Below are 23,693 nucleotides of genomic sequence, written 5' to 3'. Positions count from 1 at the left end.
TTAGTCGATCCTTTGGTAAACGGTCTCTCCCAAAGATCGAAAGTCCTCTTCTTTATCGAAAATATTTTCACTGTGCCCCAGAAAAAGGAGTCCCTCAGGCAAAAGGCTTCGCCGGAAAAGCTCCAGACTCTTTTCCCGGGAAGCGGGAAGAAAATAGATCAGGACATTGCGACAAAAAATTCCATTAAAAGGTCCTAAGGAAAGCGGCCCGGGTTTATGAAGATTAAGGTATTGAAAGCTGATCATTTCCTTTAAAGCGGCCCGGGTCTTGATCCAACCGGTCCATTCCTTGACCCCTTTGAGGAAATATTTTTTTAAGGAGTCCGGGGGGATATGGGCCGCGGCCTTTTCCGGGAAAAGCCCGGTTCGGGCCTTGCTCAAGGCCTCGGAGTCGATATCCGTGGCCAGGATGCGGGGCTCGATCCAGGGATGGCTTTCTCTAAAATCGGACAGGACCATAGCTAGGGTATAGGCCTCTTCACCGGTTGCACAACCGGCACTCCAGAAAGATATTTTTTTGGGGATTTGCCCGGTCTGAACTAAAGAGGGAAGATAGGTCCGGTTCAGATATTCAAAGTGATGCTGCTCCCTGAAAAAACGGGTCTCATTGGTGGTAATCCGGTTAATCAGCTTGCCTATTTCCTCTTTATTATAAACAGGGTCTTGCAACAACCCGAGATATTCATTGAAACGGTGAAACCCCAGTTCTTTAAGCCTGGGGGAAAGCCGGGCCACAAGAAAAACCCTCTTAAAGTCTGAAATTTGAATGCCGGTCTCCTGACTGATCAGGTCTTGAAGGCCTTTAAATTCATTATCACTTAAAGAAAAATCAAGGTCGGTCATAATTCATCAACCTGTTTTATCCAGGGCCTCTATTTCCTGTTCATTCAAGAGACGGTCGGCATTAAGAAGGATCACTAAGCGGTCCTCGACGGAACCGATACCCTGAATGTAATCCTTTTGTATAGGTGTGGAGAAGGCCGGAGGAGGCTGTATGGATTCTTGGGCCAGATCGACGACATCGCTGGCCCTGTCCACAATAAGACCAACCAATCTCCCCGCCAATTCCAGGATCAAAATGACTGTATGGGCTTCATAAGGACGGAGGGGAAGGGCAAATTTTTCCCGGGGATCAAAGACCGGCAGGATCACCCCCCTTAAGTTCAGAATGCCTTTGATAAACCCTCCCATTCCGGGGACACGGGTCAAGGGGCGAAAGGCGATGATCTCTTTGATCTTCAGTAATTCCAGGGCATATTCTTCCTGATCCAGAAAGAAGGTGATATATTGAAAGCTATTTTCCATCATGGTTTTCTTCCCAAAGATCAGAATTCTTCAAATCCTTCTTCCATATCCAGGTCCTTCGCGGACAGCGGTTCCTTTTCCTGAAGGTTGGGCCGGATGAGATCTTCCTCAAGGCGGCGACGGACAGGGGGTTCAGCCCCCCGTCGATCGTTTGGTTTTGGAAGGCCCCCTTTGGATAGAGAGGGTGGATGCAATTCTGGTATGTTAACTTCTATTTCCTTTGGGAGGATGAACCCTTCTGTGGATAATTGCAGGGCCTCGGCACTGTTGGCCAACATCTGACTGGAGTGGGCCAAGTCCCCTACCAGGAGGGCATTTTGTTGCACAATATTTTGAAGCTCCAGTAAGGCCTGGTTGATCTCTTCCGAGCCTTTGGATTGTTCCTGTGAAGCCGTGGCTACCTGTGAAATATGTTCGGAAAGTCTCTGGATCAAACGCTGGATCTTCTCCAGGCTGCTGTGGGTTTCTTTTACTAATTGATGGACCGATGAGACCTTATTCAAACTGTCCTGGATGAGATCCTGGATTTCTTTAGCCGCCTCCTGGCTGCGACGGGCCAGACTGCGGACTTCATGGGCAACAACAGCAAATCCACGACCGTGCTCTCCGGCCCGGGCCGCTTCAATGGCGGCATTTAAGGCCAACAGGTTGGTTTGAAAGGTGATCTCGTTCACCAGAGTCAATATCTCGGAAATCTTTTGACTGGACTGAATAACCTGATCCATGGAAGAAGAGGTTTTTTGAAGGACTTGATTTCCCTCCAGGGCCAGATTAACGGCTTCCCTGGTCATTTGATCGGCCCGTTTGGTATTGGTGGCTGTCTGAAGAATGGAGGCGGCCATCTCCTCCATCGTGGCGCTGATTTCCTCCATGGTACTGGCCTGTTGCTGGGTCCTCTGGGAAAGATCCTGGTTTCCCCCTGATATTTGGCCGGCCAACTGGGCAACCCCCAGGGCCGCTCCTTTGGTTTGGGCTATCAGTCTTCCCATTTTGTCGAAAGTCTCATTGGTCATGACCGAGAGTTGGTCCATGATATCTTTTTTCTCTTCTGTGAGGGCTTTAACGGAAAGATCACCATCGGCCGCTTTTTGTAAAATCGTGGTGAGTATTTCGACCCTTTTTTCCAGATATTTGCGGTCGGCCTCCTCTTTTTGGGCTGTTTCTTTAATCTGGTCCTGGGCTTTTTCAATCTCGGTAATATCTCTAAAGGTTTCAAAAGCCCCTAAAATCTTCCCCTGGGAGTCTTTCAAAGGGGCCGCAGAAACCATTATAACCATAGTTTTACCTTTGCTGGTAGTGATGGAACGACTGACCCCCGAAGTCGTCTCTCCGGTTCGGAGGGCTTTTTTAAGAGCACAATCTGTTTGGCAAATATCAGAACTAAAAAGTTCATGACACTTTACTTTTCCTTCCACTTCTTGAGGATTGACCTTCGCAAGTTTAGCTGCCAACGGGTTAAGGTAGGTGACGGTCATCTCCGGATCGACGATAAAGAAAGGATCGGGAATGCCGTATTTCAGGCTGTTGGCGTATTCCATCTGATTCCGGAGGTTTTGAACCATAATGCTGAGATTGGAAGCCAAACGTCCGATGGAATCTTCTCCTTGAATAGGAATCTCCAGGTTCAGGTTCCCCTGGGCAATTTCTCCGGCCCGGTCACTTAATCTCCGGATCCTTTGGGTCATTAATTTATACAGGAGGAGATAAAGGATCAAGACGATGACTATCACCCCGAAAATCCCCAGGTACAGAACCTTCCGAAAGGAAGAGCGGACGGCCTCATACTCCTTCTGGATGTCCTGGGTAATCAGCAATCCTCCCAGGATTTTCTTTTTTGAATCGTGACACTGATAGCAGGAAGGGTCATTCAGGATCGGTTCAAAAGAGGCGATATGATAATTGTTCTTGATCCTGGTCAGGAACCCTTGATTAAAGAAAGCCCCTTGGCTAAGGGAAGTCTTAAATTTTTGATAAAGGTTCGGATCGGGAATCACTTCGGAAAGGGGTTTTTTAAAATTTTCCTGTTGATCCGAATAAACGGTCGTTTCATTGGAATGGAAGATAAAACCGTCGAGGTTCCGGGTGGTGGACCCCAGGGCCTCCAGTTGGCTGCGGACCCCTTCCATATCACCCTTGGCCATAGGGAGAAGAATGGCGGCCCTGGTAGTTAAAAGCATCTGGTGCCCAAAGTCTGAATACCTGGTGACCAGGGAATGATAATGGATGAAGTTGAAATAAAAAATTAAAGATCCCATGAGCAGGCTGATGGTAATCACCAGAATAACCAGGATCTTAAAACGTAGTGATTTTCCGAATAGTCTTACCTGTTGCAGGTTCATAGATCCCCCACCTCCAATTTAGAATGCGGATTGCGGATTCCTGAATTATGAAAATTTCAAAAAAGGCTTTTCTTTACCAGATTTCAAATAGTTTAAATTGGGAAATTCCCATACCATTCAATTAAGTCCTCAATCCCCAAAGATCATTCGGTCCAGGCCGAAAATATCCAGGATCAGGCAAACACTTCCGTCGCCCAGAATAGCCCCCCCGGCAAACCCCGGAATGGAACGGAAATTGGTCTCCAGGCCTTTAATAACCACTTGGCGGGTTTCCAGGATTTGATCGGCCAGGAGGGCGAACCGCCTCCGGTGACTGTCCAAAATTAAGGCGATTTTTTTGCTATCCTTCCTGGTTTCGCCGGGAATCCCCAATATCTTTTCCAAGCGAACAGCCGGGATATACCGTTCTTCAAAACGGAGCACTTCTTCCCGGGCCTCAATGGTTTTGAGGTCCTGGTCTTTTATAACCCGGACCTTCAGGACCGAAGGCAGGGGCACAATATAAGGTTCTCCTCCCACGTCAATCCGTAGACCTTCCATAACCGCCAGGGTCAAAGGGATACTGAAGGTGATGGTTGTCCCCTGACCGGGGGCCGAAGAAATTTCAATCTGGCCGCCTATGCGGGAAATCTGGTCCCGGACGACATCCAGCCCGACCCCTCTACCGGAAAGATCGGTGACCTCCCGGGCCGTTGAAAAACCAGGAAGCAGGATAAGTCGCTGCAGTTCAGCCGAAGCAGGTCTGCTCCCCGAAGGGAGGAGTTTTTTTTCCACCGCCTTCTGGTAGATCGCTTCCTCGTCCAGCCCCCGGCCGTCGTCCTCAATTTGGATATAAATTTTCCCCTCTCTTTGAAAGGCCTTGATGGCCAGGAGACCCAGAGGGGCCTTATTGCTTTTTCGTCGTTCCTCCGGTGTCTCGATTCCATGGCCGATGCAATTCCGGATACAGTGTTTCAATGGATCAGTTATCTGCTCGATCAGATCCTTGTCCAGTTCGGTCTCCGTCCCATGAATCTCGCATTTTATTTCTTTTCCTTCCTCGATGGCCAGATCCCGGGCCATCCTTTGGAGTCTCTGGAAGGTCCCTTCCAAAGGAAACATCCGAACCCGCATGACCTGTTCCCGGATTTCTTTTAAATTTTGGGCCACCCGGTCCATTTCTTCCCACAAAATTCGGGAAGCGTACTGACCTTTTTCTTCCAGTTCATGGGATACTCTGGATTGATTCACCGATAACTCTTCTATTAAATTGGCCAGGTGATCCAATTTCTGGGTGTCCACCCGAATGGTGGATCTTCGGAGCAGGGAACGGCTTTTTTCCTGACTGGCCATAATCTGCGAAAGGGCCTCTGGTGCGACCTTCCCTTTTTCCAGAAGTACCTGTCCGATTTTTTTTTGATCCTGCAAGGCTTCCTGTAAGTCTTCCGGATTAATAATTCCTTCATCGAGAAGAATGTCACCGATCCGTTTGTCGGCCAATGAACGATCGATTCCCTCTGGAAATTCCTGGGTGACATCCTGAAGGGTTACCTGATTCCCTTCCATAACAAAACAAAAGACCTCTTCTATGGAAGTAAGGGGTTCCTCGGTGCGAAAAATGATTTTCCAGTTAAGATAAAGGGTAAAGGGATTAATCTCCCCAAGCCCGGGGACCCGGGAACAATCCGTCTGGACCTGGACCATTTCTCCCAGATATTGGAGTTCCTTCAGGAGCATCAAGGGGTCTTGGCCTGAAAAGAATAAATCCTCATGAAAGGAGAGGGAGATCCTGTAGAAATGCTCCCTCTTCTCAATAGCCAGGGGAACAGGACTTGCGACCGGAGGGGGTTCTTCTGCAACTTGAAGTCCCATAAAACGGGCCAGTTGTTCTTTTTGGGCCGAAAGTTCGGTCGGGGAGATGGCCTCTTCTCCCCGGGAAACCTTTTCGACCATGGTGCGCAGCAACCCCTGTCCGGTCAGGAGGTGAGATATAAGGGATCGGGAAGTTGGAAGCCGGCCGCTGCGCAACCTTTCGAGGAGGTTTTCCAGGAGATGGGCATACTCTGAAATTGAATCAAAGCCGACCATGGCGGCACTGCTTTTCATGGTATGGAAGGCCCGAAAAACTTCCTGGACCAGGGCCGGATCTTCAGGTGCCTCTTCCAGAGCCAGCAGGTTTTTCTCGATTCTCTGGAGAAGGTCTTCGGCCTCTGAAAAATAAATCTCTAAGAGTTCGTTACTTTCCAAAGATAATTACCTGATAAATTTTTTTATGACCCAGAGCAATTGTTCGGGGCGAAAGGGTTTAAGCAGCCAACCGGCGGCCCCGGCGGCTTTGGCCTGATCTTTCAAACTTCTCCCGGTTTCGGTACTCAATACTAAAATGGGGACGAATCGAAAAGAAGTGGTCTTTACTTCCTGGATAAAACGAATCCCATCCATAACCGGCATATTGATATCGGTAATGATGAGGGAGATGGAGGTTCCTTCTTCCTTCAGCCTCTTGAGTATCTCCAAAGCCTCCTGGCCGTTTTCGGCCTCGGTGATCTGATAGCCGGCATTTTCTAGACAGAAGGTCAGGGAGGTCCGCAGGGTAGGAGAATCATCCACCACCAGGATATGCCTATCCATTTTTTAGCCTCGCAGTTTTAAAAAAGTGGTTAATCCTAAAAGGTCGGCCGATTCCAGGATGGCAGAAGGGACTTCCTGAAGGACCAAAGGGCGATTTCCCAGGGACTTCTTTAAGGCCACTATAAGCTGAAAGGCTGCAGTGTCCAGGTAGGTCAAGTCCTTACAGGTTATAGCGACTTCCCCCTGTTCATCCAGGGCCGACAGAAGCAGTTCCTGGAGCCGTTCCAGATTATGGAGGGTATATTCTCCATGAAGGACGATATTGAGGGGCATAGTCAAATCGTTTTTTGAGCCCTGTTTTTTTTAAGTTCGAAGATTTGAAAAATTCTATAAAATTTTTAGCATTAAATTAAGACTAAAATCAATAAAAAAGACTTCCTGGCCCACCTTTCACTGGTAGATAGCCATAAAGACTATTTAATTAGTATGGTTCTTTTTTATTGACAGAAACCAGGATTTTTTGTAAAGGATAGTGAATTTGTGCCTGGTAAGGCTGACGCGCTCTCTGTAAAACTATCTGATTAGGAGGTCACCATGACTTTTCCGGCTTTTGTCGAAGGACCCCTGGTATGGATTGCTTTTTTAACCTTCCTTTTTGGAAGCACCTTGCGTCTCATCTTTTTCTTTACCCTGAGCAGCAAAAAAGACAAGCCCATCTATCGTTTTTTCAGCCTCAAATGGATGCTCCTTTCCGTTGTCCGCTGGCTTTTACCCGCCAACCCAGATCTCAAAAAAAACCCTATCTTTTCCGTTCTGGGTTATGTCTTCCACATTTGCCTTTTGGCGGTGCCCCTTTTTTACAGCGCCCATATGATGCTCTGGGAAGAAAGCCGGTTTAAATGGAAATGGTGGACCATGCCTGATACCTGGGCCGATTGGATGACTTTGGCCCTCTTGGCGATAGCCCTCTTTTTTATCCTTCGCCGGATCGTTTTGCCCAGTGTCCGGATCATTTCCACCCCTTCCGACTATTTGCTGGTAATCATCTGTGCCTTGCCTTTCCTGACCGGTTATCTCAATACCCATCCGGATGGGGCCGCTTACCAGTGGGCGACCTCGGCCCTTCCCTTTTATGGACAATATGGAAACCAGATCCATATCATGTCCGGAGCCTTGATGTTGATGGTGGTTCCCTTTACTAAACTCTCTCATTGGGTCATGTTCTTTGTCTCTCGATCGGTTACCGGTATGGAGTTCGGCAGAAGGAATTATTCCGTTTAGTTCGAAAATGCCGTTCGTCGTTCGGCGTTCGGCGAAAACAATTTTCATGATTCGTGGTGCCCCTAAACGGGCATTAGGGCTTAATACTAAACAAACGGAGGGACCAACCTATGGCTGAAGCCCAAAAACAACCCTTAACCATTAACCCGGAATCCATTCGCCAGGCGGTCGATGCCCGCCTGAACGCCCGCCTGAAAATGTGGATGAGGATCTGTGCCCACTGCGGTCTTTGCGCCGACACCTGCCACTTCTTTTTGGCCAAGAACAAAGACCCCAGGATGGTCCCTTCCTTTAAGGCCCAAAAGTTGAAGAAACTGGTCAAGAAGAAAGGGAAAGTGGACGAGCCGTTTATGCAGGAGCTGTACGATACGGCCTTTGGAGAATGCACTCTGTGCCGGCGTTGCACCCTTTATTGTCCTTTTGGGATCGATATGGCCATGATGGTGGCTACCCTTCGTGGTATTCTTACCTCCCAGGGTATGACCCCCGAAGGGCTGAAGGCAGCCATCCAAAACTACCTGGAAACGGGAAACCAGATGGCCGTCAGCGAAGAAGACTGGGTGGAAACCCTTAAATGGATGGAAGAAGAGCTGCAGGAGGAACTTCCGGGAGCGACTATCCCCATTGATAAAAAAGGGGCCAACATCATGTATACCGTCAATGCCCGGGAGCCCAAATATTATCCCCAGGATATCCAGATGGCGGCCAAGATTTTTCATGTCGTCGGGGAGGACTGGACCTTCCCCAGTAAACCGGGCTGGGATGATACCAACCTGGCCATGTTTGCCGGGGACATTAAAAGTGCTACTTATATTGTTAAATTAATCAAGGAGGCCGCCGAGGAACTGCAAGTCAAACGAGTAGCCATAACCGAGTGAGGCCACGCCTACCGGGCCGTTCAGTTTGAAGGGCCGATCTGGTTAAGTGGCGATTATAAATTTGAGGTCGTTCACAGCGTCCAACTTTTTGCCGAATATATTCGCGACGGCCGTCTGAAATTCACGCATAAGATCAAGGAGCCTATCACCTATCAGGACCCCTGCAATGTATCCCGCAGTGGGGGGTTGGCAGAGGAGGCCCGGTATATTATCGGTCATATTGCCGAAGACTTCCGGGAAATGACCCCCCATGGGAATGACAACTACTGCTGTTCCGGCGGCGGAGGGGCCATCCCCATGGGCCCCCCCTTTAAACGACGCCGCATGGAGGCCGGCAAGGTCAAGGCCGACCAGATCAAGGCCACCGGGGCCAAGATCGTCATCTGTCCCTGTCATAATTGTTATGACCAGGTACGGGATCTGAGCAAGGAATACGATCTGGGGATAAAAGTCATGTCCTTCAAGGAGATCTTTGAAGAGATCATGTATATCCCGGAGGAATTGAAGGCCAAAGAAGAAGAGGCAGGGGAAGAAAGTTCGGAGTAATTAGTTCGGAGTTTGCAGCAAGAACAAAAAATAAAAAAGGCCGCCAAAAATGGGCGGCCTTTGTCTTTTACTGCGGATTAATAACTCCGCAATCCACATTCCGAAATCCGAAATCACACCTGGGGTCTGGGCAGGAGCCCGGCCATTTCCACGATCTCCGGGACCCGTTCTTCCCATTCGATGGCCATGACATGGACCCCGGCGATCCCTTTCATCTCTTTCAGACGCTGGATGGTTTCGATGGCTATAGCGATCCCTTCCTTGGTCTGATCTTTTTTTGGGACCCCTTTCAGGCGGTTGATCACCTCCACCGGCACATCCATCCCCGGTACCAGGTTCTTCATGTAGTTGGCCATACCAACGGATTTCATCGGGGTCACCCCGCCCAGGATATAGACCTTTTCATCCAGGCCCATATCCCGCACCTGCTGCATGAATCGCTCAAACCGGTCCAGGTTGTAGATGCACTGGGTCTGGACAAAGTCGACCCCGGCGGCCACCTTCTTGCCCAGACGGATGGCCCGGAATTCGGCCGGGTCGGCAAAGGGGTTGGCTGCGGCCCCGATAAACATCTTGGGAGGGGTGTCGATGGCCTGATCGTTGATGAACTTCCCCTCATCCCGCATTTTCTTGACGGTCTGAAGGAGCTGCATGGAGTCCAGGTCAAAAACGTTTTTAGCCGAGGGATGATCCCCGAATTTTTGATGATCCCCGGAAAGGCAGAGCATATTGCGAACCCCCAGGGCATAGGCCCCCAGGATATCGCTCTGGAGGGCGATCCGGTTCCGGTCCCTGACTACCATCTGCAGGTTCGGCTCCAACCCTTCCTGCATTAAAAGAAGGCATCCGGCAAAACTGGACATGCGAACCACCGCAGTCTGATTGTCGGTAACATTCACCGAATCCACGACCCCTTTTAAGAAGGCCGCTTTTTTCCGGACCACATCCGGATTGGCACCCCTCGGGGGACCGCATTCCCCGGTAACGGCAAAATGACCGCCGGTTAATACCTTTTCTAATCTGCTTCCCGATTTCATAGCCTTAAATCCTCCCTGATCATTTTCCTGGGTCCGCCGTCCCGGCTGGTCGTCCAATCCTTACAGGGGACAACCTGGGTCATCTGATCCAGTTGTCCTAAACCCTTGAGACGGTCATAGATCAACTGCCAGACACAGTCCACCTCTTTACTGATTTCGCACTTGCCATTGGCCGATCCGCCGCAAGGTCCGTTTAAAAGACTCTTGGAACATCGGGTAATGGGGCACAAGGTGCCGAAGTTATGGATAATACAAGAGCCGCAGGCCTGGCAGAATTCCGCAAAGACCCCATGTTCCCGGGATCCCCCGATAAAGGTTGTATTGAGCCCCGGGAAGACCATCTTATCCATATATCGGGCGGCGATATATTGGGGTCCGACGGTACAGGCAATGGAAAGAACGGCATCCCGATCTTTAATCATATTTTCCAATTGATCGATATATTCGGGATCGCATTGGCGTTCCAGAGTGATTTCCTGGACATCCACCTCCTGTCCATCCTTTTTTCGACTGATCCTGATTTCCGAGGCCAGGATTTCAACCTCTTTCTTGCCGCCTGTAGTGCAAACGGTCACGCAACCCTTGCACCCGGCTACCAGGATCTTTTTATAGGGCTGGAGCATGGCCAGGATTTCGTTTAAAGGTTTTCTTTCGGCAACTACCATGGTTTTCCTCCCACACTAAGTTATTAGCTTTGTAAGTTAAACAAAAATTAAGTTCGGAGTTCGGAGTTCGGAGTAAGTTTATTGAAAAATATCATTAAAAGTCCACACCGCACTCCGAACTAATAACTCCGAACTAAAAGCTTCTCATGCCGCTTTATCCATGGTCCCGACCGGACTGGGACCTAACGCCTTGATCTTATCGGTCATTTCCCGGGCGATCTCGGCAAACCGGGGACCCTGGGCGGCCGAGAGGTTATACATCTCGACCCGTTCCGGCTCAAGGCCTAATTCAGTCAGGATCTTTTTAACCTGTCCGACCCGTTTGCGGGCCTTCAGATTACCGCTGATATAGTGGCAATCCCCTTCCAGACAACCGGCCACATAGACGCCGTCCGCCCCTTCCTCAATGGCATTGAGCAGGTGGATCACATCCACCCGGCCGGTGCAAGGGACCATGATAACCCGAATGTTGGTTGGATATTGCAGCCTCATCGAACCTGCCAGGTCCGCTGCGCTATAGGCTCAGTATTGGCAGCAGAAGGCCACGATCTTGGGTTCAAAATGATGGGTCATTCGTAAACTCCTTTTCTAATATAATTATTGACGGTACAAGGCGCAAGGCGCAAGGCCCAGGGCAAAACCCATTAAGAAAGTTTTCCTTTCACCTTGGACCGTGTCCCTTATGCCCTGAGCCTGATTTTTTATGCTGCGATCAGGGCCTGGACCTTGGCCAGGACCTGTTTGTCGGTAAAGTGTTGCAGGTTGATGGCCTTGCCCGGACACTCTGAAACACAAACCCCGCATCCTTGACATTTGGTGACATCGATTTCAGCCGCCCCCCGATCTCCGATGACCGGGACCCTGAAAGGACAAGCCCTGACGCAGGTCAGACAGACGGCGCAAAGATCTTCCTGAACCACAGCCACCACCCCGCCGACCTTGATGGTCTCTTTGGCCATAAGGGTCAAGGCCCGGCCGGCCGCGGCCTGGGCCTGGGCGATACTTTCATCGATGGGTTTGGGATAATGAGCCAGACCGCAGAGATAAATCCCGTCCGTAGCAAAATCCACCGGCCGCAGTTTCATGTGGGCTTCCAAAAGGAAGCCTTCATTATTCAAGGAGACCTTAAAGATTTCGGTCAACTCCTTTACCGGATTGGGGATTACAGCCGAGGCCAGGGTCACCAGATCCGGCGTCAGGGTAAGCAGCCGGCCCAAGACGTGATCCATTACGGTAACGGTCATCTGGCCGTCTTCTACCCGGACCTCGGGTTTGCTTTCCAGGTCAAAACGGATAAACAGGATGCCCTGGTTTCTGGCTTCCCGGTAGAGGTCTTCCCGGACCCCAAAGGTCCTCATATCCCGGTACAGAATCACAATATCCATTTCGGGATTGATTTTTTTCAAGGTCAGGGCGCTTTCTACACTGTGGGTGCAACAAAGCCGGCTGCAATAAGGCCGCTCCGGTTCCCTGGAGCCGACACACTGGATAAATACCGCCGATTGGGCTTTGGATATTTTTTCCTCCCGGGCCATAATGGCCTGGTCCAATTCCAGAGCGGTCATGATCCTGGAATCCTGTCCATAGGCATAAACATCCGGTTTCCATTCCTGACCGCCGGTGGCCAGGATGACGGCCCCATGAAGGATTTCCTGGGTTTGTCCGCCCTGGCTCAGAATGGTGGTATAATTTCCAATAAATCCCGAGGACCGGGCCACTTCGGTGTTGTAATGCACCTCGATCCGGGGATGATCTTTGACCGATGCAACCAGAGTTTTAACATAACCCTGGATATCCTCTCCTCTCCAGGTATGCCGAAGCTTGAGGGCCGTTCCGCCCAGGGTATCGCTTCTTTCCACCAGATGAACGGGATACCCCTGCTGGGCCAGATTGAAAGCAGCCGTCAAACCGGCCACTCCGCCTCCAATCACCAGGATCGATTTGGTCAAGCCAAAAGAGATCTTGTGCAGGGGTTCCAGCAGAGAGACCCGGGCCACGGCCATGCGCACCAGATCCTTGGCCTTGGCAGTGGCCGCTTCGGGATTGCCCTGATGGACCCAGGTATCCTGGTCGCGGATATTGGCCATATCAAAAAGGTACTGATTCAGGCCGGCCTCCCGGATGGTCTGCTGGAATAAGGGTTCGTGGGTCCTGGGGGAGCAGGAGGCTACCACCACCCGGTTAATCCCCTTTTCCTGTATGACTGTTTTCATCTTTTCCTGGGTATCCTGGGAACAGGTAAAGAGGTTGTCTTCCACGTGGACCACATGGGGCAGGGATTTGGCATATTCCCGGACTGCCGGGACGTCGGCCACTCCCCCGATATTGATGCCGCAGTTACAGACAAAGACCCCTACCCGGACATCCTGCCCGAGGACATCGATCTCCGGAGGAAGTTCCTGATGACGGACTAATTGTCCCCTGGCCTCGGCCAGGGATTCAGTAGCCGCACAGGCCGCTGCCGAGGCCTCCATAACCGCCTGAGGGATATCCTTGGGACCGTCAAAGGCCCCGCAGGCATAAATTCCCGGCGTTTCGGTGGTCACCGGTGCGAAACTGCTTACTTTGGCGAATCGATTATGATCCAGAGGGACCCCTAATTTTTCGGCCAGGGCGATGGCCTCCGGCGAGGTCTCCAACCCTACGGAAAGGACCACCATATCGAATTCTTCATTCAAGACTTCCCCGGTTTCCGTCACATACTGAAGGAGGAGATTGTTGTTCTCCGGTATCGGATCTATGGAATGGATCCGGGAGCGGATGAAACGTACTCCCCGTTCCTCCTGGGCCCGGTTGTAATATTTTTCAAATTCCTTCCCATGGGTCCGCATATCCATGAAAAAGATAGCCGTATCCAGGGGGTGAGGGCTGTGTTCCTTAGCAATAACCGCTTCTTTGATGGCGTACATACAGCAGACCGCCGAACAATAGCCATGGTCGCAGTGATTGATATCTCTGGAACCGACACACTGCAGCCAGGCGATCTTTTGCGGTTCCTTGTGGTCCGAAGGACGAACCAGGTGACCTTCAAAAGGTCCGGAGGCCGACAAGATCCGCTCAAATTCCATGCTGGTCACCACATTGGGGAAATGGGCATAGCCATAGGGTTCATAGAGGGAAGGATCGAAGGGCTGGAACCCTGGGGCCATGACCACGGAACCGACTTCGACAGTCCGCTCAATGGGCTTCATTTCGTGATCGATGGCCTTGGCCAGACAGGCGTCAACACATTGGTAACATTCGGAACAGATTCCGCATTTAAGGCATCTTTCGGCTTCTCTCCTGGCCCGCTCCTCGGTAAAACCCAGGGCGATCTCCTGGTAGGTCCCCCGGCGTTCGGAGAGATCCTTGGTCGGCATGGCCTGACGGGGTTTAAGGACTTCTCCTTCGGTCTCCGGTTTGACAAAAGACCAATCCTTTTCCCGATCGACCTTAAGATCCAACTGGTTTATAAAGCGATGGATGCTCTCAGCCGCCTCCTTACCACAGGCCACGGCTTCGACTACCGATTTCGGCCCGTAGAAAAAATCACCGCCGGCAAAAACTCCGGGGAGACTGGTTTCCAAGGTCAATGGATCGACTTCAATGGCCCCTCTGGGGGTGAACTTCAATCCTTGATCGGAAACCCCTTCCAGGTCGGCCTGCTGACCGATGGCCACAATAGCCGTATCCACTTCCCAGGAAGAAGTAGTCTTTTCATCATAACTGGGGTTGAACCGTTTCTGGTCGTCAAAAACAGCCACACATTTTTTAAAGGAAACAGCCGATAGAATCCCGCCTTTTTCGGTAAACTGCAAAGGACCCCAGCCGTTTTCGATGATGACGCCTTCGGACAGGGCCTCCTCGACTTCATAATCCCAGGCCGGCATTTCCTGCCTTTGTTCCAGACAGACCAGCCGGACTTCTTCAGCCCCCTGCCTGAGGGCGGTCAGGGCCACATCAATGGCCACATTGCCCCCACCGATAACCAGGGTCCTTTTCCCGACCTTAATATCTTCTCCAAGGGCCGCTGAACGGAGGAAATTCACCCCTTCCAGGACTTGGGGAAGGTCTTCTCCGGGGACTCCCAGGCCGCGGCTCTTGTGTAAGCCGAGGGCCAGATAGACGGCCTGGAACCCCTGGTTTTTCAACGCATCCAGGGTAAAATCCCGGCCGAAGGCCATCCCGGTCTGCATCTCCACCCCCAGGTCTTTGATGACCTGGATCTCGGCCTGCAAGGTTTCCCGGGGCAGACGGTAGGCCGGTATGCCGACGGCCATCATTCCCCCTAAAACGGGCAGCTTTTCGAAGAGGGTCACCGGATAGCCTTTTTGGGCCAGATAATAAGCGGTCGTTAATCCGGAAGGGCCTCCACCGATTACCGCCACTTTTTCATCCCTTGGTTCGGCGATGGAAGGGACGTAGCGGTCGGCCGCATTCAGGTCCAGATCGGCTACAAAGCGTTTCAGGTATTCAATGGCCAGGGGTTCGTCCACCTGCCCCCGGGTACATTGGGCCTCACAGGGATGGTGGCAGACCCGCCCGCAGACCGCCGGGAAGGGCATTTCCTGCTTGATTAATTTCAAGGCGTCCTTGTCCCGGCCCTGGGCGATCAGGGCGATAAAACCCTGAATGCTGATATGGGCCGGACAAGTGGCCTTACAAGGAGCGGTTCCCCTTTTTTCAATGGCAAAGGCACTGGGCATGGCCTGGGGATAGAGCTTGTAGGCGGCCTTACGGTTTCGCATCTCCTGATCAAAGCGGTTCGGCAGATCGATGGGGCAGACCTTGGTGCATTCGCCGCAGGCCGTACATTTGGAGGGATCCACAAAGCGGGGATTCTGCCGGACCTTGACCTGGAAATTGCCCGGTTCTCCGGAAATCCCCTCGATTTCACTGAGGGTCAAAAGTTCGATATTCAAGTGCCGGCCGCATTCTACCAGCTTAGGGGAGATGATACACATGGAACAGTCATTGGTCGGAAAGGTCTTGTCCAGTTGGGCCATCACCCCGCCGATGGCTGAATTTTTCTCTACCAGATAGACATAATATCCGGATTCGGCCAGGTCCAGGGAGGCCTGTATACCGGCGATGCCCCCTCCGACCACCATGACCGCTCCCACTTTTTTGGTTTCTACTTCTGCCATATAATCTTGTCCTTGTAAATTTATTAAGTTGGTTTCTTATATTTTCGTATCAGTTTAGTTTTTTGAAAAACGTCGATAACCTCTCCGTCATTCCGGTGAAAACCGGAATCCAGGTTCTTTTCGACTCAGCATAACACCTGGATTCCGGTTTTCACCGGAATGACGTGCGTGCAAGTCAGGATTTTCAAATAAAAATTTCAAGTTTTTCAAATATCCTTATAACTCCAACCCGCCGTTTGAATGTGGAAAAAAGTGAACCACCCGGGAGGGCCTTGAGGAGGATCAAAAATAAAAGGCCCAGGGAGGGTTTCCCCGGGCCTTGTTCAAACCTAAAATAATCCCTTGGTCTTTCCGGTCTTGACATCCACATCGATTCGGCGGAAGGCCGGATCTGAGGACGTTCCGGGCATGAGGGTAATGGCCCCGGCCACCGGGCAGAGGAATTTCGCCCCCGAATAGATCAAGACATCCCGGACCGGAAGCTTCCAGCCCTTAGGCACCCCTTTTCTGGCCGGATCGTGGGTCAGGCTCAGATGGGTCTTGACCATCATGGTGGCATAATCATCATATTTGGGATCGCCTTCCAGCATCTTGGCTTTGGCTTCGGCCTCGGCCGTCCAGGAGACTCCATCGGCCCCGTAGACTTCCTTGGCAATCTTGGCTACCCGGTCCCGCAGTTTCATTTCTAATGGATAGAGGAACTTGAATTTTGATTTATCCTTACAGGCATCAATGACCGCATCGGCCAATTCCAGTGCCCCGTCGCCGCCATCGGCCCAATGGGTAGAAAGGGCGCAACGGGCTCCGGCCTTTTCGGCTGCTCTTCGGACCGTGGCGATTTCATCCTTGGTGTCGGTATGGAAGGCATTGATACAGACCACCGGGTTCATCCCTGATTTGCGGATGATTTCGATACAATGAACCATGTTGGCCACACCCTTTTCCACCAGGCCGACGTTTTCCTTGGTGTATTCTTCCGGCAGGGCCAATCCGGCTACGACTTTGGGTCCGCCGCCGTGCATCTTCAAGGCCCGGATGGTGGTGGTCAAAACCGAAACATGGGGTTTGAGCCCGCTGTAACGCGATTTTACGTTCCAGAATTTTTCAAAACCGATATCAGCCGCAAATCCACTCTCGGTGACATGATAATCAAAGAGCTTCAGCCCGACCCGGTCGGCGATGATTGAGGACTGGCCCACGGCGATGTTGGCAAAAGGGCCGGCATGGACCATACAGGGTTGATATTCAGCCGTACAAAGCAGAGTGGGATTGATGGATTGGACCATGAAGGCGGCCATGGCTCCGCCAACCTGCAGGTCGCCGGTGGTAACGGGTTTCCCTTTCTTATCAAAGGCTACGGTAATCTCATCCAGGCGTTTGCGCATATCGGCCAGATCATTAACGATGGACAAAATAGCCATGACCTCGGAGGATACGGCAATGCCGAATTTGGATTGCATCATGTAGCCGTCCATCCGGCCGCCGATGCCGATGATGATATTCCGCATAGCCTGGGCGCAGAAATCCATGATCCAGCCCATCTCCACCCGGGTGGGGTCGATATCCAGGCGCCGCATCTTGGTCAGCCGTTTCAACTGTTCATCATTGTAGTTGCGCTCATGCTGCATCCGGGCCGTCATAGCTACCATGGCCAGGTTATGGGCATTCATGATGTTATTGATATCGCCGGTTAGACCCATGGAAAATTCGGTCATGGGGATCAAAAGGGCATTCCCGCCGCCGGCTGCTGTTCCTTTGATATTCATGGTCGGGCCGCCCGAGGGTTGACGCAGGGCACCGCCCACACTGACCCCTCTTTTCCCCAAACCCTCCATAAGACCGCAGGAGGTGGTACTTTTCCCTTCCCCTAAGGGGGTCGGGGTGATCGCGGTCACTTCGATGTATTTCCCGTCCGGTTTGTCCTTGAGACGGTTCGTGATTTTCATGAAATCCAGCCTGGCCAGGCGGCCAAAAGGGATCACTTCGTCCTTCTGAAGCCCTAATTTTTCGCGCCACTGATCAGCCGTGGGCATGTTTTTTTCGGCAGCTTCGGAAATCTGCCAGTCCTTCATTTTCACTGCATTGTACGCCATATGAAACATCCTCCTTGTTAAAGTATTTTAGACTTAAAAGAAAAAGCTTTTATTTCTTATATTGACTTGTGTTCATTATCACAAAGAATATTTACCGTCAAGCTTTTATAGATGGTTTTAATAGGGTTAAAATATTTTTTTGACAGGACCGGGTTACTGTGTTAAAAATCAGTTTTTACTAAAAACAAAGAGAATTTAGAATAAGGAGTGATCCCGTGTTTGAGATCTTAAAAAAAGAAGAATTGGCCCAGGGGACGGTCGTCAGCAATGTCATCCAGGCCCCAATGATTGCCCGAAAGGCCAAACCAGGCCAATTTGTCATTATCCGGGTCAACGAGACCGGCGAACGGATTCCTTTGACGATGGCCGATACGGATCCTCAAGCCGGGACCATTACCCTGATCTATCAGGTGGTCGGAAAATCGACGGCTTTGATGAAATCCCTAAAAGAAGGCGAGGCCTACCAGGACATCTGCGGGCCTTTAGGGCAGCCAACACACATTGAAAAATGGGGGACCGTCATCTGTGTGGGGGGAGGAACAGGGGTAGCGGTCCTGCATCCCATTACCAAGGGGATGAAAGAGGCCGGGAATCAGGTAGTGGCCATTATCGGGGCCAGGACCAAAGACTTGCTGATTCTCGAAGACCGGATGGCCCAGGCCTCGAACGAACTGCGGGTCTGTACCGATGATGGGTCCTATGGCCATCATGGATTTGTTACCGAGGTTTTAAAAGAATACCTGGATAAGAAGGACCCTATCGCCTTGATCGTAGCCATCGGACCGGTTCCGATGATGAAATTTACCTGTAAACTGACTCAGGGATATGGGGTAAAAACTATGGTCAGCCTGAATCCCATCATGGTGGATGGGACGGGGATGTGTGGCTGCTGCCGGGTAACCGTGGATGGGATCACCCGCTTTGCCTGTGTCGACGGTCCTGAATTTGACGGCCATTTGGTCAATTTTGAAGAATTGATACAAAGGCAGCGGGCCTACCTGGAACAGGAAAAACAGTCCCTGGAGCGGTTTCAGAAATCCGGCTGCCAGTGTAACAAGTAATAATTGGAGGAATTAACGTGGCCGAAGAATTAAAAAAGAAAGAAAAAGTCCCCAGACAGAAAATGCCCGAACAGGAACCCAAGGTCCGGGCCAGGAATTTTGACGAAGTCCCCCTGGGCTATAGTCCGGAGACGGCCCAATTAGAGGCCGGCCGGTGTCTGCAGTGCAAGAAACCTTCTTGTGTAGAAGGCTGTCCGGTCCAGATCGATATTCCGGGTTTTATAAGACATATCAAAGAGGGAGATTTTTCCGGGGCTATCATGAAGCTCTGGGAAAAGACCAGTCTGCCGGCCGTCTGCGGCCGGGTTTGCCCTCAGGAGAGCCAGTGCGAGGCCTTGTGCATTTTGGGCAAGAAGGATGAACCGGTGGCCGTCGGCCGGCTGGAACGCTTTGCTTCTGATTGGCAACGGACTAAGGGGGAATTCAAGCTCCCGGAAAAGGCCGCCCCCACCGGCAAAAAAGTGGCCGTGGTCGGTTCCGGTCCCTCCGGTCTGACCGTGGCCGGGGACCTGGTCCTTAAAGGACACCAGGTTACGATTTTTGAGGCCTTCCATAAAACCGGCGGGGTATTGATCTACGGTATCCCGGAATTCCGTCTCCCCAAGGCCATTGTTCAGGCCGAGGTGGATATCCTGGAAAAACTTGGGGCCGAGGTGGTCTGCAATGCTGTTATCGGCCGGACCTTGACGGTAGACGAACTCTTTGCCGACGGTTTTGATGCAGTCTATGTCGGGGTCGGGGCCGGGCTGCCGGTATTCATGAATGTCCCGGGAGAGAATCTGATCGGCATCTATTCGGCCAACGAATATCTGACCCGTTCCAATCTGATGAAGGCCTACCGCTTTCCGGAATACGATACCCCCATAGTCTTCGGTAAAAACGTGGTGGTCCTGGGGGCCGGGAATGTGGCCATGGATTCGGCCCGGACGGCCTTACGATTGGGGGCCGAGAGTGTCAAGATCGTTTACCGCCGTTCCCGGGATGAAATGCCGGCCAGGGGAGAGGAGATCCACCATGCCGAGGAAGAAGGGGTGGAAATGCATCTGTTAACCAATCCCACCCGCTTTCTGGGAGACGATCAGGGCCGGGTGGTAGCCATGGAATGTATAAAAATGGAACTGGGGGAGCCCGATGCCTCAGGACGCCGGAGGCCCATTCCCATTCAGGGCTCGGAATTCACCATGGAGACCGATTTAGTGGTCATTTCCATCGGCGCCGGGCCTAATCCTTTGATCACCTCAACCACCAAAGGACTACAAACCAATAAGAGAGGTTATATTATGGCCGATCCCAAGACCGGGAAGACCTATAAAAAAGGCGTCTGGGCCGGGGGAGATATCGTTACCGGATCAGCCACGGTTATTCTGGCCATGGGGGCCGGCCGAATCGCCGCCAATTCCATGCATGAGTATTTGACGGTAGGATGGTGAAAAAGGCAGGCAAGGGGCTATAGGCGATGGGCTATAGGAAAACAATTATTAATCGGTTCCTTCTTTCCGATATTTCGTGCCTTGTGCCCTTTGCTTTTAACCTATAGCCTTTTGCCTGTTTTTTATTATGATCGACGTCCAAAGCCAAAAAGACGACCGCCAGATCCCCATCGACAAGGTGGGGGTCAAAAACATCCGTTACCCGATCACGGTCCGGGACAAGGAGAACGGTTTTCAGCAGACCGTGGCTAACATCAATATGTATGTCAATCTGCCTCATGATCATAAAGGGACTCACATGAGCCGCTTTATCGAGGTCTTGAGTGAATACCGCCGCCAGGTCACCCTGGAAAACTTGAATGCCATCCTTGAGGAACTCAAGAACCGTTTGAACGCCGAATCAGCCCATTTAGAGGTCACTTTCCCCTATTTTATCACCAAGAAGGCCCCGGTCACCCAGGCCGAAGGATTGATGGAATATATATGCACTTTTAATGCATCGGCCAATCAAAAACAGGGCCGGGATCTGGTGATCGAACTGAAGATCCCCATTGCCACGGTCTGTCCCTGTTCCAAGGAAATCAGTTCCTATGGGGCTCATAATCAACGGGGAGAAGTCCGGGTCAGCCTCCGTTTCAAAAAATTTATCTGGATCGAAGATATTATCCGCCTGGTGGAAGAATCCGCTTCCTCCGAGGTCTTTTCGGTTTTAAAAAGGGACGACGAAAAGTTTATAACCGAAAAGAGCTATGAAAACCCCATGTTCGTTGAGGATGTGGTCCGCGAAATCGCCCGGAAACTGCAGGCCGATCCCAATATAACCTGGTTTTCCGTGGACACGGAGAATTTTGAATCCATCCACAACCATAGCGCTGACGCCTATATTGAGAGGCAAAAATGATTAAACCCGGTCTAAGGTTTGAGGTCTAAGGTTTGAGGTCTAAGGTTTGAGGTAATAAAAACCGAAATCCAATATCATAACCTTACACCTTGCACCTTATACCCTATGCCTGGAGTTCTCATGGACGACTTAAAAAAAATGTACCGGACGGTCATGGCCGATCACTTTCCGTCCGATTTGACCATCACCCTGGGAGGGCAAACCCTGGTTTATCGAAAAAGGACCTGGAAGCTGCCCCAGGCCGATGGGGTCCTGGAGGAAAAAGGTCTCCGTTACGGGGAAAACCCGGGACAGGAAGCCGCCCTCTATGAACTCATCAATGGGAATCTGGTCCTGGGGGAATGCCGATTTATTCAACCTGGGTCCGGGATGGTTTCGGCCATCACCGAGGCGGAGATGGTCCAGGAGGGAAAGCACCCCGGCAAGACCAATCTGACCGATGTGGATAATGCCTTGAATATCCTCAAGTTCCTCCTGGCCAAACCCGGGGCCGTGATCGTCAAGCACAATAATCCCTGTGGGGTGGCTTATGGGGCTACCCTGTCAGAGGCCTACTTTCGGGCCAACCGGGCCGACCGGATCGCTGCCTTTGGCGGGGCGGCTGTTTTCAATCGGCCGGTTGACAAACCTACAGCCGAGTTGATCGCCCAGAATTATTTGGAGGTAGTGGCTGCTCCGGATTTTGAGGAAGGGGCTGTCCCCATCCTGGCCAAAAGGGGTAATTTGAGGATCATCAAGGTGCCCCGGATGGATCTCCTGGAAAGCCTTCGCCAGGTCCGGTTTATCGATTTTAAGGGCCTGCAGGACGGAGGATTAATCCTTCAGCAATCCCCCATCAACGCCATCCAAAATAAAGAAGATTTCAGGCTGGCCTTCTGTACCCATCAGGGCCGGGAATACCGGATAGGAAGGCAACCCACAGAAAAGGAACTCGAGGATATGTACTTCGGCTGGTCCGTAGAACAGGGGGTGACCTCCAATTCCGTTCTTTATGTAAAAGATGAATGTACCGTCGGCATAGGGATCGGAGAGCAGGATCGGGTGGGAGTGGCCGAGATAGCGGTTTTCAAGGCTTATACCAAATATGCCGATGCCCTGTGCTTCGATCAATACGGCCTTTCTTATAAGGAGTTGGAGTTGGAAATCGAACAGGGTCAACGACCGAATCAGGAAAAAGAATCCATCGACCGGAAGACGAGGGAAGACCGGGCCGGTCTTCCAGGGTCGGCGATGATTTCCGACGCCTTTTTCCCCTTCCGGGACGGATTGGATGTGGGCCTGCGCCAGGGGATCACCGCTGTGGTGCAGCCCGGAGGGTCCATGAGGGATTATGAAGTCATTGAGGCCTGCAACCAGTCTAAGCCCCCGGCTACCATGGTCTTCACCGGTCAGAGGGCCTTCAAACATTAGCCTTCCTGTGCTCTCATTCCTGCAGGATTCGCACTGAAACACCAAAGATCTTGGGAAAAGCTGGTGGCTGCTCTATCTGCGGCTACCAGCGCTTTTTCTGCGGGTATGGTCTCGTCTTTCTCTACCATAATGAATTAGGAGACCCGACGAACGCAAAAACCATTCTGTTCAGAACGACCAAAGTACCTTTTTAGGAATTAGAAAAAAGCGAGAGTACCAATGGCCGCCAGACGTTCCTCCAGGTCCTCGATTTCGTCGGCAGGAAGCGCAGGGGAATCACGAAGGTACGCACCTTCTCACTATCTTCCACGACATTTATTGTTATCCCCTCCGGCAACTTGATCCCCTCCTCCTTTAAAACATTGATTGGATCAGCCGAGCCCAATTCCGGTTGGGTTTGGTATTCCGATTTGGAATTTCCTTTACCATCTCGAAACTTGAAACCCGTAACTTGCAACTCTTCCCTCGCATCAAAAAAAGAAGGAGGACCTATGTTTAAAGAAATGGGGTCCTGGGAATAAGTTTGAAAAAAAAGGTTGTTTTTAAGGATTAATTATGATAGCTAAAGTAGCATTAAATAACGTATTGAAAAGGATGTGATCTTTGTGACTTTAAGTATTTCAGAAGACATTAAGTCGGTTTCTGACCTGAAGAAAAAAACGAATGAAATTTTTAAGCAAATGCACCATACCGGACGACCGATTATTGTAACCGTCAATGGCCGACCGGACGCTGTTCTAATGGATGTTGAGGTCTTTGAAAAAAAACTGAACGCATTCAACCTGGGTTTGTTACTGGCTGAAGCCGAAGGCGACGTGCGGGAACATCGGACTCGCACGGCCCGCACATTCCTAAAAGAGCTAAAGAGCAGTGCCAAAGTATAAGATTGAAATCACCAGGGTCGCAGAATCCGATATAAAGGACATCCTCCGCTATATTGCGATAGATAATCCACAAGCCGCAGACAACTGGGTAAAAGAAATTGAAAGGCAAATCGATTCCCTGGAAAAATTCCCGGCAAGGTGCCCGGTTATTCTCGAATCACAGGATTTAAATAAAGAGTATCGGCAT

The 23,693-nt window shown here is 51.2% G+C and carries 20 protein-coding genes; 9 read left to right on the top strand and 11 right to left on the bottom strand.

Annotated features, from left to right (window positions below; all coding sequences use genetic code 11):
* From HY879_22390 to HY879_22365, 6 genes are all read right to left on the bottom strand, one after another.
* Positions 1-843: a hypothetical protein gene (locus tag HY879_22390; GenBank protein MBI5606093.1), complete on the bottom strand. Its 843-nt coding sequence runs from the start codon at positions 841-843 to the stop codon at positions 1-3.
* Positions 844-849: 6 nt separating this feature from the next.
* Positions 850-1,308 carry a purine-binding chemotaxis protein CheW gene (locus tag HY879_22385; protein MBI5606092.1) on the bottom strand — a complete coding sequence of 153 codons (459 nt, stop codon included), beginning with the start codon at positions 1,306-1,308 and terminating at the stop codon, positions 850-852.
* A 17-nt stretch (positions 1,309-1,325) separates the two neighbouring features.
* Positions 1,326-3,644: a PAS domain-containing protein gene (locus tag HY879_22380; protein ID MBI5606091.1), complete on the bottom strand. Its 2,319-nt coding sequence runs from the start codon at positions 3,642-3,644 to the stop codon at positions 1,326-1,328.
* A gap of 129 nt (positions 3,645-3,773) precedes the next feature.
* Positions 3,774-5,870: a chemotaxis protein CheA gene (locus tag HY879_22375; GenBank protein ID MBI5606090.1), complete on the bottom strand. Its 2,097-nt coding sequence runs from the start codon at positions 5,868-5,870 to the stop codon at positions 3,774-3,776.
* A 6-nt stretch (positions 5,871-5,876) separates the two neighbouring features.
* Positions 5,877-6,254, bottom strand: a complete 378-nt coding sequence (locus HY879_22370; GenBank protein ID MBI5606089.1) for a response regulator — start codon at positions 6,252-6,254, stop codon at positions 5,877-5,879.
* A gap of 3 nt (positions 6,255-6,257) precedes the next feature.
* A complete protein-coding gene (locus HY879_22365) occupies positions 6,258-6,527 on the bottom strand; it encodes an STAS domain-containing protein (GenBank protein MBI5606088.1) in 270 nt (89 codons plus the stop codon).
* Between the two features lie 261 nt (positions 6,528-6,788).
* On the opposite strand from HY879_22365, the gene HY879_22360 reads away from it, so the two are divergent.
* From HY879_22360 to HY879_22350, 3 genes are all read left to right on the top strand, one after another.
* Positions 6,789-7,475: a nitrate reductase gene (locus HY879_22360; GenBank protein MBI5606087.1), complete on the top strand. Its 687-nt coding sequence runs from the start codon at positions 6,789-6,791 to the stop codon at positions 7,473-7,475.
* Between the two features lie 110 nt (positions 7,476-7,585).
* Positions 7,586-8,353 carry a (Fe-S)-binding protein gene (locus HY879_22355; GenBank protein MBI5606086.1) on the top strand — a complete coding sequence of 256 codons (768 nt, stop codon included), beginning with the start codon at positions 7,586-7,588 and terminating at the stop codon, positions 8,351-8,353.
* A gap of 36 nt (positions 8,354-8,389) precedes the next feature.
* The gene (locus tag HY879_22350) at positions 8,390-8,899 is read left to right on the top strand and encodes a (Fe-S)-binding protein (protein ID MBI5606085.1); all 510 of its coding nucleotides are present in this window, start codon (positions 8,390-8,392) and stop codon (positions 8,897-8,899) included.
* A gap of 113 nt (positions 8,900-9,012) precedes the next feature.
* Here the strand turns inward: HY879_22350 and HY879_22345 are convergent, their stop codons facing one another.
* The 5 genes from HY879_22345 to HY879_22325 all read right to left on the bottom strand — a co-directional run bounded on the left by HY879_22345 (position 9,013) and on the right by HY879_22325 (position 17,820).
* The gene (locus tag HY879_22345) at positions 9,013-9,936 is read right to left on the bottom strand and encodes a methylenetetrahydrofolate reductase (protein ID MBI5606084.1); all 924 of its coding nucleotides are present in this window, start codon (positions 9,934-9,936) and stop codon (positions 9,013-9,015) included.
* Entirely contained in the window at positions 9,933-10,601 is a 669-nt protein-coding gene (locus HY879_22340; protein MBI5606083.1) for a methylenetetrahydrofolate reductase C-terminal domain-containing protein, read from the bottom strand. Before HY879_22340 ends, HY879_22345 begins: the two co-directional genes overlap by 4 nt.
* Before the next feature lie 144 nt (positions 10,602-10,745).
* Positions 10,746-11,174 (bottom strand): hydrogenase iron-sulfur subunit, encoded by a 429-nt coding sequence (locus HY879_22335; GenBank protein MBI5606082.1) that lies wholly within the window; start codon positions 11,172-11,174, stop codon positions 10,746-10,748.
* A gap of 128 nt (positions 11,175-11,302) precedes the next feature.
* Positions 11,303-15,727: an FAD-dependent oxidoreductase gene (locus tag HY879_22330; GenBank protein ID MBI5606081.1), complete on the bottom strand. Its 4,425-nt coding sequence runs from the start codon at positions 15,725-15,727 to the stop codon at positions 11,303-11,305.
* Positions 15,728-16,056: 329 nt separating this feature from the next.
* Entirely contained in the window at positions 16,057-17,820 is a 1,764-nt protein-coding gene (locus HY879_22325) for a formate--tetrahydrofolate ligase (GenBank protein ID MBI5606080.1), read from the bottom strand.
* Positions 17,821-18,035: 215 nt separating this feature from the next.
* Between HY879_22325 and HY879_22320 the strand changes: the two genes are divergently transcribed.
* The 6 genes from HY879_22320 to HY879_22295 form a co-directional block, all read left to right on the top strand.
* Positions 18,036-18,881, top strand: coding sequence for a sulfide/dihydroorotate dehydrogenase-like FAD/NAD-binding protein (locus tag HY879_22320; protein MBI5606079.1), 846 nt, complete (start codon positions 18,036-18,038; stop codon positions 18,879-18,881).
* 62 nt (positions 18,882-18,943) lie between these two features.
* Positions 18,944-20,311, top strand: a complete 1,368-nt coding sequence (gene gltA / locus HY879_22315) for an NADPH-dependent glutamate synthase (GenBank protein MBI5606078.1) — start codon at positions 18,944-18,946, stop codon at positions 20,309-20,311.
* Between the two features lie 127 nt (positions 20,312-20,438).
* Positions 20,439-21,212: a GTP cyclohydrolase I FolE2 gene (locus HY879_22310; GenBank protein ID MBI5606077.1), complete on the top strand. Its 774-nt coding sequence runs from the start codon at positions 20,439-20,441 to the stop codon at positions 21,210-21,212.
* Positions 21,213-21,332: 120 nt separating this feature from the next.
* Complete coding sequence (locus HY879_22305; GenBank protein MBI5606076.1) at positions 21,333-22,622, top strand: IMP cyclohydrolase; 1,290 nt, start codon at positions 21,333-21,335, stop codon at positions 22,620-22,622.
* A 605-nt stretch (positions 22,623-23,227) separates the two neighbouring features.
* Complete coding sequence (locus HY879_22300; GenBank protein ID MBI5606075.1) at positions 23,228-23,506, top strand: type II toxin-antitoxin system Phd/YefM family antitoxin; 279 nt, start codon at positions 23,228-23,230, stop codon at positions 23,504-23,506.
* On the top strand, positions 23,493-23,693 hold a 201-nt coding region (locus HY879_22295), incomplete at its 3' end, for a type II toxin-antitoxin system RelE/ParE family toxin (protein MBI5606074.1). The genes HY879_22300 and HY879_22295, both read left to right, overlap by 14 nt.

This window comes from Deltaproteobacteria bacterium, assembly GCA_016219225.1.
In the GTDB taxonomy this organism is placed as follows: Bacteria; Desulfobacterota; RBG-13-43-22; order RBG-13-43-22; family RBG-13-43-22; genus RBG-13-43-22.
This window is presented reverse-complemented; position numbering and strand designations above follow the sequence as displayed.